The sequence below is a fragment of the Paracoccus onchidii genome (assembly GCF_028294535.1).
Classification (GTDB): domain Bacteria; phylum Pseudomonadota; class Alphaproteobacteria; order Rhodobacterales; family Rhodobacteraceae; genus Paracoccus; species Paracoccus onchidii.
On record NZ_JAQBIE010000021.1, the window covers coordinates 39488 to 51504 of the forward strand.

The following is a 12017-nucleotide window of genomic DNA, read 5'->3' on the forward strand; positions in this document are numbered from 1 at the left end:
CTAGCTCTGACGGCGGGTCAGGCGCAGCCTGATCCCGTCACGTCCGCGCACCGTCAGCCGCGCGACGGGGACAGGGGTCTGGGCGGTCGGTGTCAGGTGATAGGCTGCGGTGATCCGTGACAGCATCAGCACGGCTTCCAGCATTGCGAAACCTGCACCGGGGCAGACACGTTGTCCGGCGGAAAAGGGAATATAGGCTTTGCTGGCGCTTGCCTTTCCGGCATCGCTGTCCCAACGGGCCGGGTCGAATGTATCCGGACGGTCCCACAGGCGTTCATGCCGGTGCAGATGCCAGGGCGACAAGACCAGCTGTGCGCCCTTGGGTATGTCTCGGTCACGAAAAACCTCGGGCTGCCGGGGTTGGCGAACCATCATCGGCACAGGCGGATACAGCCGCAGCGTCTCGCGAAACACGGCACGGGTGGCGCGCAACTGGCCGAGCGCGGAAAAATCACGCGTCAGTGCGGCACCTTCCGCGGCAACGCGATCCTGCCAATCAGGGTGGGCCGCCAGAAGCCACAGCGCCCAGGCCATCGCCGAGGCGCTGGTTTCGTGACCGGCAAGAAAAAAGATCGCGACCTGATCGACCATTTCAGGTCCGGAAAAACACTGGCCGGTTTCCGGGTCGGGGGTTGTCATGATCTTGGTGGCCAGATCGTCGGGCGCCGTGCCCTCGCGGATGGCATCCAGCCGTTTGGCGACCAGCGCCTCGATCAACCCGCGAATTTCGGCTGCGGTTGCGCGGGTTCTGCGCGAATGAAACCGTGGCACCCAATCGGGCAGGGGTAGCAATGCGGCCGGGTTGACGATGGGCTGGGCATCCTGATGGGCACGAAAGGCGCGAAACACGCGATCCGCGATTTCGTGTTCGATCGGTAAAGAAAACAGGGTTCTGAAAATCGCATCCGCGGCGGCGTAGCTTGTGATCGGTTCGATATCCGTTTCGCCGGGTCCGAGCCGTGCGAGGGTTGCGTCCGTCGCGGCCCAGAGCGCAGCGAAGCTTTCGCGCAGGCGTCCTCCTTCGAATGCGGGATCGATGATCCGCCGTTGATGCGCCCATTCGGCACCGTTCGTAACGAAAACCGAATTGCCCAACAGCGGTGCCAGACCTTCCTTGAGCCGGTTCGATTTGGGAAAGTCGTCAGGTCTTTCGCGCAGGATCAGACGAACCAGAGCTGGATCGTTGCAGACGAAGCTGTGAATCAGCGGGCTACGATATTCCGCCATCCAGGCGCGATAAAGTCGTGCCGGCAGGGCCGAAAGCAGATCCCGTCGAAACGCCCGCGCCAGCCGGATGACCGAGCTGCGCCCCTCGGCGCTTGGGGGTTTGGGTGGGATCACGACGCCAGTCCCCGTCCTGCCGGAATCGTGATGCGACCCGGAGAATGATCGCGACTCTGAAAACGCTGTGCAAGGGTTTGCGGCCCCGCCGTGATCGCGAAGTAATCATAGTCATTGGGTCGGTCGAAGGCGCACAGATACTGAAAATGCAGCCTGAACCAACGATAGCGCAACTTGCGCAGGGTTTCCGGTGAGAGGGTCTGTGTAAACGCGGCCGATATGACCAGCGGCCATTTCTGGTTCGGGGCATCGACACCGGTGACGGCGACCGGATCGCACAGGCCGAAACAGCAGGCATCCCCCGGCGCCGTAACATCCAGCCAGAACAGCTGCGGCGATTGCGACAGCCAGCTCAGATCGCCACGCAGGCGGTGCGAATTGGGCAGGAAAGACGCCATGGGAACCACGTGGCCAAGGGTCAGCAAGGCCAGTTTTGGGCCGTCCGGCGGCACAGGGCGGCGGCGCAGTGTATCGGCCAAAAGCGATACGGCAAGATAGGCCCCCGAGCTGTGGCCAACCACAAGAACCTCATCCAGATCTTCGTTCAGACATTGTTCAAGATGTCGGGAAAACTCTGCCAGTCGTTTTTCCAGCATGGGGGGATACGCACCACGGTTCTGGGCGGTAAAGGCATAGTCATGCATCAGGTAATAAGCAAAGATCCGGTTGTCGAGGCGACGAAAGCCCGCAAGGGTCAGCCACAAGACCGCCATGCCGATCGCAAGACCCAGCCACCATCCCATCCAGATGCCCGGATACCAACCCGCCACCAGCCCCGCGATCAGGCCGAGCAGCAATTGCACCAGCAGCACCGCTATCGGATATAGTGCAGCCAGCACCGGGCCACGGCGCAGCTTCATAAGACGCCACAATGCGCCCGAGGCAATATAGGTCCAGGAAGTCGTGACCAGTTGAACATAGGTTCCCAAAATGCCGCGACGCATCGAGTGTTGCACCAGATCGTCCCAGACCAGCACGTCGAAGCGGCTTTGCGCGATTTCGCTCCCGAAACTGCCGGTGCAGTCCCAACCGAACTTCCTGCCCGCCGCCCCCTTGGGACTCATATTTATGCGATAATCAGATATGCGGCCTTGCTTTGCGGATTCGCGCCGGAACAATTCGCGATAGCGGCGGGGTGGGATCGGATCGAACCCTGGAATGTAAAGAATCTTGCGACGAAACGAATGCGACATTACCGGGCCCTTTTGCCGGGTCGCAGGATAGGACAAATGCCGCTGAGAACAAGGCGTTAATCCGAGGCCCAACGCCTTTCATTGGCTTCTATCGCCGCGATGCGCCGCGGCGTCGGCGGGTGAGACAACAACCAGGCCGGCGTGGCATTGCTGCGCTGCTGGCTAAGACGATCCAGTTTCTCGAACAGCGACTTCTGGGGGGCAGTGCCATAGCCCGCCTTGATCATCAGTGCCGAAGCAAAACGGTCGGCTTCGAATTCATCCTGTCGTGACAGTCGCGCAGAGACCGCGCTGGCGATCAGGTTGGCGATCCATGCGCCCAGTCCGGGGATGAGCCGCCCCAGAATTGCCGACAGCGCCAACCTGATCGCATTCTGGCCCGCGAAATCGATCATGCGGCGGCGCGAATGCCCATGGGCCACATGCCCCAATTCATGTGCGATGACGCTGCCCAGTTCTTCGGGTGTCACCTCGCAGGCATCCAGCTTGCGGATGAAGCCGCGGGTTAGAAAGATACGTCCATCCGGTGCCGCCAGACCGTTGACGGGTTCGACTTCGTAGATATGCGCCTTGACCGGCGGCAGATCCATTGCCTGACCCAGTTGCATCAACACATCGTTAAGGCGCGGATGGTCCAATCGCGTCGAGTTTTCGTCAAGGTCGCGCCTCAGCCGCCATGCCGAAAAGAACCACATGGCGGCCAGATAGGCGATCAGCAACAAAAGGGGTAGCAGCTTCAACATGACATGTAAGATGGGGACGGCGGATCAGTTCTGCCAGCACATCGCTTGTTGAAATTGATTAGGCACAGATCGTTCTATTTTCTCGATCCGGCATCCGCTTTTGCCGAGTTTTGCGGTATAGGTCTGTTGTCGACAGTCAGAGGCACCTTCCGGATAGGGAATCGCTGAGCGAAAGACATGTTCGGACCAGCACAATCGATTATGGTCGAAGGGCGGCAGTCCGACGGTGCTTGCGTCCTGCCACTGTAACATATCGCACCATCAGTCATTCATGTTGCCCACGGCACCACGATTTGCACGGAGGTCCGGATAGGCGGAATGCGCGAAATGGCCTTGGTTATCGTCACCCTGCTGCCTTCGGTCTGCAACAATCGCCAGCAGCACACAGAAAGCAGGTCAGTTGTGCGATGCTGCTGCGGACAACCAAGGCTGTCCTGCTCTTTCAGTCGCGGGGGTCGGGTTCAGACCTATTTTCCAGGCGTTCCTGAACCAAAGGGTTCGGCTTGCTGCAAGCAAATGAACCTGTTGTTTCTTTATAAACACCCCACCAACCCCGGAGGAGTTCTAAGGCCTGTAGAATGTTGACCCCGAGGGCCGCCTTCGGCCCCTCTGGTTCCGAGACCGGCGCTCTGCCTCACCCCGCATATCTTGTGAAAACAATGAAATAATCTCATACGAGGCGGCTTGGAGTAACACTTCTTCGACAGGAAAAATGGCGGAGGGGAGGTGATACGCAGAAACTCCGCTCAGCGGGCAGGCTCAAATTCCGACCACCTGCCACGTTTCTCTGGGAATAGCGTCCGATACACTTGCTTGCTCTCGCTCTCGCCGACCGGTCCAGCGTCGCGGCCTTGTGCGAACACCCATGACGAAAGTTCCCTAAGTGCCAAGGGCAACTGACCCTGGTTTGCGTTCACCGTCGCAGTCGGGGTTTCTTTTCGGTTGCAGCGATTTGGGGCGTCTCGACCGCTGCGATTGCAAGCTGTGCGACCGACGGCGGGAAATCACCTTTCTTCGCCTTGCCTTCGACAAACGTTGTTGAAACCAGACGCATCCCAGTATTCTAATCAGTGCTGGCCAATATAGATGTCTACGATGGTCTTTTCGTCAATGGCCGCCCCCGCTTCAATCATTTCATAGATGATCGTATGGGCTTCGTTGAAAACGTGGAAGTAGCCCTTGGGCGCAGACTGATAGTTGAGCGCGATCCGCTCATGCCATTTGTCGAACCGCTTTGCCCCGGTGGGATCGTAGCCGACCTGTGCGTAGATCATTTCCCGCGCTTCTGGCTGACAGTTCGTTCCAGCGTCGAATGCGTAGTATTCCAAGACAGCAAGGCAAACTTCGGCGGGATAACAGTAGTGAGCCGTCCCTTTATGCTTCACCTAGAAATGCGCCGCGACGAGAACGTTGGCGACTTTTCCAAGCATAGCCTTGATGTTCTGGATACGTGGCTTGGCCGGGTCTTCGTTCCAATGTGCGCGGATGTAACCAATATGAGCGTTTTGCACGCCGCAGCGTGCGGCAAGGCCGCGCTGATTCACGTAGGGCGTCCCATCTGAAAGGACGCCCATCCCGATTTACTTTGCCCCATGTTCCGCGCCTAATTAATGATGCGGCAGCAACACCGGAGGCGTCGGAAGAACATAACGAGAATATACAACAATCTCGCGTTGCGACCAAGCGTCCCATCGCATTTCTAAAAGGTAGTTTACTTGGAGGCATTCAACCGCAGAGAAAGCGCAAAACAGCGCCTGAAAATCGTCAGCAGAATATCAGTAGATTTGGCGATTTGCCGAATTTCTCAATGAAATCAAAGATAAATGGCGGAGAGACAGGGATTCGAACCCTGGGAACCCGTGAAGGCTCAACGGTTTTCGAGACCGCCCCGTTCGACCACTCCGGCACCTCTCCGCGCTTTGGTGTGGTGAGGCGGGGATTTAGAGGGGAAGGGGTTGAAGTGCAAGAGGGTTTCAAGGAAAAAAGTGCGAAAATACGAAAGGCCTTGTTATGTTCAGGTTCATGGCTGTGCTTGCGGTTGCACTGGCCGGGGTTTTGACCGGTCCCGGACGATCCGCGGCGGTCCCATTGACGCGTGTCGAGGTCCAGTCCCCGGCGCAGTTGGAACGGATCTGGCAGGATCTGGACATGACGGCGCTGATGCCTATTCTGCATGATGAGGCGTTGGTCGAAGCCGAACTGATGCAGCAGGACATGAGCGGGCGTACAGACAGCGCGCGCTGGCTTGAGATTGTGTCCCGGATACATGCGCCGCAACGACTGAAACAGCATTTCTTTGTGGGGGCGACGCAAGCCCTGGATACACGCCCGCGCGACGATGACGATATAGAGCGGGCTCTTGCATTCTATGAAACCGAGTTGGGGCAGCGCATCATCGGGTTGGAAACAGCCGCAAGGCTGGCCATGCTGGACCCGGGCGCTGAATCTGCCGCGCGCGACGCGTTTCTGGATGCGGCCAGTCACGGACATCCGCGTGTGGGACAGATCGCACGCTTGATCGACGATGCGGATCTTGTTGGGCCGAACGTGGCTGGCGGCATGAACGCTTTGATGGCGTTTTCACGTGGGTTCGCCGAAGGTGACGGCTTTGACATGGCGATGACGGAACAACAGATCCTGTCAGATGCATGGGCACAAGAGCCTGAAATCCGCGCCCAGACTTTGGGCTGGATGGAGGCATATCTTTTGTTGGCCTATTCACCGCTGAGTGACCGTGAGCTGGAAGAATATATCGACTTTGCGGGTTCGCCCGAGGGCAGGGCGCTTTCCTCGGTGTTGTTTGCGGGCTTTGATGCCCTGTTTCAGCAGACATCATGGAATCTGGGATTTGCGGCCGCCGGGCATTTGCAAGGTCGCGACCTGTGAATGACGAAATCTATCTGGTCGGGTTGCTGGCCGAACCGGCGATGTTGTCGGTGTTCGGCCTGGTGGCTTTGGGCCAGGACCGCAGGTTGCATGGCAGGCTGGGTGCAGCCCCGCAGGCCGGGCTCAACTTGAATGGATGGCCGGAATTGCACGCCGATGAAGCCGTGCTGCCATATGTCCGGGTTCACGGGAATGACGCGCTGCAAAGATATGCCTCAGTCATGGGGTTGGTGCCGGTAAACTGGCAGGGCGTGTCGATACTGGGCGTCAAGGGGTGTCAGGAAGACCGAGTTGGTGGCAACGCTCCCCAGATCGATCTGGCGGTCGCTGTGGCACAAGAAATACTGGAGGCGGGAAATCACCTGTCGGCGCGCGATATTGCGGGGCGTTTGCCGATGATTGCCGTCTGGGCAGACAGCCGGTTGCGCGCTGTCAATGGGCCAATCTCAGGCGGGAATGTCGTGGCCGGGCGAGACGCGCAAGATATTCAGGTCCGCGCGCGCGCCCAAGTCTATGCGGGATTTTTTGCGGTCGAGAAACAAACCCTGTCGCATCGCACCCACGAGGGTGGGTTTACACCTGAAATGACGCGTGAAGCCTTTGTGATGGGTGACGCTGTGGTCGTGTTGCCCTGGGACCCGATCCGCGACCGTGTGTTGTTGATCGAACAGTTCCGCTTTGCCCCGGCGATCCGCCATGATCGCCAGCCCTGGCTGCTTGAGGCCGTCGCCGGTCGCATTGACGCCGGCGAAAGTCCGGAACAGGCGGCCCGCCGCGAGGCGCAGGAAGAGGCGGGGCTGGAACTGGGCCGGATGTTCGCCGCGTTTCATCATTATCCAAGCCCCGGCGCCGCCGCGGAATTTCTTTACATGTATGTCGGTATCGCGGATCTGCCTGATGACAGCGCCGGCATTCACGGCCTTGATGGCGAGGTCGAGGACATTCGCGGCCATATCCTTGAATGTGATCGGCTGATCGACATGGTTCTGGCCAATGAAATCACCAATGGTCCGCTGGCGGGGTTGGCATTGTGGTTGCAACATCGCAAACCCGATCTCAGGCAGCAGCTGATGTCGTGCGGGGCGGGGTTGCCCCTGCGTGACCCTGCCGTGTAGGAATGCGGAAACGAATGAACTGTATGAAGGTCGATCGCCATGCGCATCTGCTCTGACTTGTCCAACGCGATCGGCAATACGCCCCTGATTCGCCTGAACCGCGCCAGCGATGAGACGGGTTGCGAAATTCTGGGCAAGGCCGAATTTCTTAACCCGGGGCAGTCCGTGAAGGATCGCGCCGCGCTTTATATCATCAAGGATGCCGTGGAACGCGGTGCATTGAAACCTGGCGGCACCATCGTCGAGGGTACGGCGGGGAATACCGGTATTGGTCTTGCCTTGGTTGGCGCCTCGTTGGGGTTCAAATCGGTGATCGTCATTCCCGAGACACAAAGCCAGGAAAAAAAGGACATGCTGCGCCTTGCAGGTGCAACCCTGGTCGAAGTTCCCGCGGCCCCTTATCGCAATCCCAACAATTATGTCCGTTATTCCGGGCGGTTGGCCGAAGCGCTGGCCCAGACCGAACCGAACGGCGCGATATGGGCCAATCAATTCGACAACACGGCCAACCGACAAGCGCATGTCGAAACGACCGGCCCCGAGATCTGGCAGCAGACCGACGGCAAGGTCGATGGCTTTACCTGCGCCGTTGGTTCCGGGGGGACCCTTGCCGGGGTCGCGATGGCGTTGCAACCGAAAGGTGTCAAGATCGGGCTGGCCGACCCTGAGGGGGCGGCGTTGCATTCCTTCTATACGACCGGCGAATTTGACAGCCCGGGCAGTTCGATCACCGAGGGTATCGGACAAGGGCGGATCACGGCCAATCTTGAAGGATTCACGCCGGATTTCAGCTGGCGTATTCCTGATGCCGAAGCCTTGCCGATCATTTTTGACCTGCTCGAATTCGAAGGGCTGTGCCTTGGCGGATCGTCAGGTATCAATGTTGCTGGTGCGATGCGCATGGCCCGCGAAATGGGCCCGGGTCACACGATCGTGACGGTGCTCTGTGACTATGGCAACCGGTATCAAACCAAGCTTTTCAATCCGGAATTCCTGAAAGCCAAGGGGCTGCCGGTGCCGCAATGGATGTCGCGCGGGGCGCCGGAACTTCCGGAAGTTTTCGAGGACTGAATCTGAATGCCACATGCCCTTCTTGCGATCCTGCTGACAGGATTGATCCTGCTGGCCACGCCGATCTCAGCACAGGAAGACAAAGGGCTGGACTACGCGTCTTGGGAAACCGAGGCGCGCCAGGCCGAGCAATTGCTGGATGATCCTGATTCCACAAATGCCGAGTTGCGCGACATGCGCGCCGAGCTTGTGGATTGGCGCAAGCAGTTCAGCGACGGTGAGACGGTCAATGAGGCGCGGATCTCGACGGTCAACGAACAGCTGAACGCACTTGGGCCTGCGCCCGCCGAAGGCGAAACCGAAAGCGAAGAGGTCGCGCGCCGCCGTTCCCAGTTGCAGGAGCAATTGGCCAGGTTGCAGGCGCCCCAATTGTCGGCCGTCGAGGCTTTCAGCCGTGCCGACGCGTTGATCCATGAGATCGACAAACTGGCAGATACACGGCAGGCGGTGGCGCTTGCGCAACTGTCGCCATCGCCATTGGCACCGTCGAGTTGGGCCGTCGCCTGGAAAGACGGGATTGCGCTGATCGAAGGGATCGGCGCCGAAGCCATCGAGATCGGCAAGAACAGCACTTGGACCAATCTGTCGCAGAAACTGCCTCAGGTTCTGGCCTATCTGATCTCGGCCGTGATCCTGTTGACCTATGGGCGTCTCTGGATCGGGTCGCTGCCGTCGCGACTGTCTATCCATGCATCCGAATATTCGCGTGCGGTCGTGGTTTTTGTCGTTTCGCTGGGACAGATCGTGCTGCCGATGATCGGGATTTACCTGGCGATCAATGCAGTGCGAGCCACCGGACTGACAGGCCCATGGATCACCCCGGTTCTGGATGCATTGCCGCGTGCCTTTATCATCTTCTTTTCATTTGGCTGGCTTGCCCGGCAACTGTTCCCGAAACAGGCGATCATGTATGATTCGCTTCGCATGGATAAGGCGCAGCGCAATCGCGCACGTCGCATGCTGTCCGCGTTGGGCGTCATGTTCGCGATCCACCACGTCGTGTCATCCGCGTTGCTTCCATTGGGCGGAATCTACGAACGGATCGGCGACACGGTCAATCGCGTTCCGGCGGATATGTCCGCCGCGGCGTCTTCGGTGGGGCATTTCACGATCTTGGTTCTGGCGGGGCTGGCGTTGTTCCGGTTGGGATCGACGCTGCGCAAGCTGGATACACATGACAGTTTTCACGGGAATATCTACCGGCATACGGTCCTGAAATATACCGGGATGTTTGCCAGGCTGGTGGTCGTGTTCGCGGTGCTCTTTGGTGCCATGGGCTTCATCAATTTCGCCAATACCCTGTTCTGGCCGTCGACACTGACGCTGGTGCTGATCTGTGTTCTTGTGCTGCTTCAGGATTTTGTGGCCGATGTCTATGCCATGTTGAAGCGTGGCGAGGACGGGGCGCGCGACGGATTGGTTCCGTTGGCGGTTGGGTTGTTGCTGATCCTGGCGTCGATCCCGCTGTTCCTGGTGATCTGGGGCGCGCGGCGTGCCGAGCTGGCTGAAATCTGGATCACGTTCACGAATGGAATGAGTGTCGGCGGTGTCAACCTGTCGCCCGGCGTTGTGCTGACATTTCTCATCGTCTTTGCGATCGGCTATTCGGTTACGCGCGGATTGCAGGGGGCCTTGCGCAATTCCATCCTGCCAAAGACCAAGCTGAATTCCGGCGGTCAGACGGCCGTTATTTCGGGGGTCGGATATGTCGGGATCTTTCTGGCTTCGGTGATCGCGATCGTGTCTGCCGGGATCGATCTCAGTTCGATCGCAATCGTGGCTGGTGCGCTGTCGGTCGGTATCGGTTTTGGCCTGCAAAATATCGTGTCGAACTTTGTGTCAGGTATCATCCTACTGATTGAACGCCCGGTCAGCGTCGGGGACTGGATCAGCGCCGGAGGGCAACAAGGGATCGTCAAGAGCATCTCGGTGCGCTCGACGCAGGTCGAGACCTTTGATCAGACCGAGGTGATCGTTCCAAACAGCGACCTGATCAGTCAGCCGGTCACCAACTGGACCCGTCACAACCAGACCGGACGGATCATCATTCCGGTGCGGGTCGCCTATGGCAGTGATACGCGCCGGGTTGAACAGATTCTGCGTGAGATCATCGAAGATCAGCCCGTGGTCACGATCGATCCGCCGCCCTCGGTCCTGTTCCGTGGGTTCGGTGACAGCTATCTGAACTTTGAGGTGCGCGCCATTCTCAGTGACGTGATGGCCGGACTGGGTGTCACCTCGGAAGTCTGCCATCTGATCGCCGAACGCTTTGCCGAAGAAGGCATCGAGATGCCCTTCCCGCAGCAAGGTGTCTGGATACGCAATCCAGAGGCGTTGCACGGCGGGAGCGATCCAAAGCCGGCGGAACGGCAGAAACAGGCCAGCCCAAAGCAATATCCGAAATCCGTGAATGATCCACGAATTGCCTTTGACGATCCCGATGCAGATGGGGCCGGCGATGCGGATTCCGGTGATGCAGGGGGCGGTGGTGATGGAGACCGGTAGCTGACGCAAGCCCGGTTTTCAGGCGGCCAGGGATGGCGGCGGTGCTTTTGCATTGTCGCTGCTGCCATCATCGGGCAGCCCCTCGCGCGACAACAGCACCGCGACGGGACGCAGCCATGGAATATGTGCGCAAACGATCATCAGCGCAACCATGATGGGCACGGCCAGAAACATGCCCGGCACGCCCCACACAGCGCCCCAGAACGCCAGGCTGAGAATGATGCCAAAGCTGGAAAGACGCAGCGTTTGCCCCAGCAGCATCGGATCGAGGACATTTCCGATGATGAATTGCACAAGGCTGCATGCCGTGCCGACCAACAGGGTCAGCGTGGTGTCACCGCTCAGCACAAAGACGAGAACGGCGGCAATCGCGGTAGCGATGATCGATCCGACCGAAGGCACAAAGTTCAGAACAAAGGTCAACAGGGCAACTGGTCCCGCCAGTTCCAGATCGGCAAGGTGAAAGATCATCCAGACGGCAATTGCCGTGACGCCACTGACGGCGGTCTTGACGACCAGATAGCGGTTCACACGGTGCATGATCGAGGAAATGATCTGACGCACATGCAAAGCCTTGGTGGGATCATTTGTCAGACGCTCGACCTTGATGGGAAACCAGACCTGTTCGGCAAACATGAAGCCGACGAACAGAATGACCAGAACGCTGCCTGACAGCACCCCGGACGCCTGACCGGCCAGAGATCTGATCCACCCGGTGATGTTGAAGTTCGACAAGGCGGTCAGAACGCGTTCCTGCGCGTCGGGGCCAAGCCATTCTGTCAACCCGGGCAGGGCCGCCTGCGCCTGTTCGGCATAGGCGATGGCCGTCACCACGACCTCGTTCACCTGGGTGACAATCGTGGTCGAAACCCACAACAGCCCCAGGGCAATGCCAATAAGCGCCAGGGTTGTCGCCAGCCAGTTCGGAACCTTGAGCCGCGACGAGATCGCGAAGATCGCGTCGGAGGTCAGGGAAAACAGGATAATCGCGATGGCTAGGGAGATCAGAAGAAAGCGGGCCTGAACCAGCATGAACAACAACAGGCTGAAGGCGATGATGCCCAGAAAACCTGTCTGAAGCCTCTCTCGAAGAACTGCCTCGCCCGAACGCTGATCCAATCCTTACCTCGTTCCTGATTGTCCATGCCGGGCAGGGTGTTTGC

Annotated in this window: 10 protein-coding genes and 1 tRNA gene; 4 read left to right on the plus strand and 7 right to left on the minus strand. The window is 58.9% G+C overall.

Going from position 1 to position 12017, the window contains the following annotated elements; translation table 11 throughout:
• The 6 genes from PAF17_RS15225 to PAF17_RS15250 form a co-directional block, all read right to left on the minus strand.
• The gene (locus PAF17_RS15225; protein ID WP_271889960.1) at window positions 1–1341 is read right to left on the minus strand and encodes a cytochrome P450; all 1341 of its coding nucleotides are present in this window, start codon (window positions 1339–1341) and stop codon (window positions 1–3) included.
• A complete protein-coding gene (locus PAF17_RS15230; RefSeq protein WP_271889961.1) occupies window positions 1338–2534 on the minus strand; it encodes a hypothetical protein in 1197 nt (398 codons plus the stop codon). Before PAF17_RS15230 ends, PAF17_RS15225 begins: the two co-directional genes overlap by 4 nt.
• A gap of 56 nt (window positions 2535–2590) precedes the next feature.
• The gene (locus PAF17_RS15235; RefSeq protein WP_271889962.1) at window positions 2591–3277 is read right to left on the minus strand and encodes a M48 family metallopeptidase; all 687 of its coding nucleotides are present in this window, start codon (window positions 3275–3277) and stop codon (window positions 2591–2593) included.
• Between the two features lie 1067 nt (window positions 3278–4344).
• Window positions 4345–4551, minus strand: a complete 207-nt coding sequence (locus PAF17_RS15240) for a hypothetical protein (RefSeq protein WP_271889963.1) — start codon at window positions 4549–4551, stop codon at window positions 4345–4347.
• Window positions 4552–4662: 111 nt separating this feature from the next.
• Complete coding sequence (locus PAF17_RS15245) at window positions 4663–4821, minus strand: hypothetical protein (protein WP_271889964.1); 159 nt, start codon at window positions 4819–4821, stop codon at window positions 4663–4665.
• 280 nt (window positions 4822–5101) lie between these two features.
• A tRNA-Ser gene (locus PAF17_RS15250) sits at window positions 5102–5191 on the minus strand.
• Window positions 5192–5287: 96 nt separating this feature from the next.
• Here PAF17_RS15250 and PAF17_RS15255 point away from each other — a divergent pair.
• From PAF17_RS15255 to PAF17_RS15270, 4 genes are read left to right on the plus strand one after another with little or no spacing between them, the layout of a single operon-like run.
• Window positions 5288–6163 carry a DUF2059 domain-containing protein gene (locus PAF17_RS15255; RefSeq protein WP_271889966.1) on the plus strand — a complete coding sequence of 292 codons (876 nt, stop codon included), beginning with the start codon at window positions 5288–5290 and terminating at the stop codon, window positions 6161–6163.
• Window positions 6160–7278, plus strand: coding sequence for an NUDIX domain-containing protein (locus tag PAF17_RS15260; RefSeq protein ID WP_271889967.1), 1119 nt, complete (start codon window positions 6160–6162; stop codon window positions 7276–7278). Before PAF17_RS15255 ends, PAF17_RS15260 begins: the two co-directional genes overlap by 4 nt.
• A 39-nt stretch (window positions 7279–7317) precedes the next feature.
• A complete protein-coding gene (locus tag PAF17_RS15265) occupies window positions 7318–8349 on the plus strand; it encodes a cysteine synthase A (protein ID WP_271889968.1) in 1032 nt (343 codons plus the stop codon).
• A 6-nt stretch (window positions 8350–8355) separates the two neighbouring features.
• Complete coding sequence (locus PAF17_RS15270; protein ID WP_271889969.1) at window positions 8356–10854, plus strand: DUF3772 domain-containing protein; 2499 nt, start codon at window positions 8356–8358, stop codon at window positions 10852–10854.
• An 18-nt stretch (window positions 10855–10872) separates the two neighbouring features.
• Here the strand turns inward: PAF17_RS15270 and PAF17_RS15275 are convergent, their stop codons facing one another.
• A complete protein-coding gene (locus PAF17_RS15275) occupies window positions 10873–11973 on the minus strand; it encodes an AI-2E family transporter (protein ID WP_271889970.1) in 1101 nt (366 codons plus the stop codon).
• Window positions 11974–12017 lie beyond the last annotated feature (44 nt).

Coding starts and splice junctions, on each gene's coding strand:
- PAF17_RS15235 (WP_271889962.1), bottom strand. CDS start 3,277: ATGTTGAAGCTGCTACCCCTTTTGTTGCTGATCGCCTATCTGGCCGCC.
- PAF17_RS15240 (WP_271889963.1), bottom strand. CDS start 4,551: ATGATCTACGCACAGGTCGGCTACGATCCCACCGGGGCAAAGCGGTTC.
- PAF17_RS15230 (WP_271889961.1), bottom strand. CDS start 2,534: ATGTCGCATTCGTTTCGTCGCAAGATTCTTTACATTCCAGGGTTCGAT.
- PAF17_RS15270 (WP_271889969.1), top strand. CDS start 8,356: ATGCCACATGCCCTTCTTGCGATCCTGCTGACAGGATTGATCCTGCTG.
- PAF17_RS15255 (WP_271889966.1), top strand. CDS start 5,288: ATGTTCAGGTTCATGGCTGTGCTTGCGGTTGCACTGGCCGGGGTTTTG.
- PAF17_RS15265 (WP_271889968.1), top strand. CDS start 7,318: ATGCGCATCTGCTCTGACTTGTCCAACGCGATCGGCAATACGCCCCTG.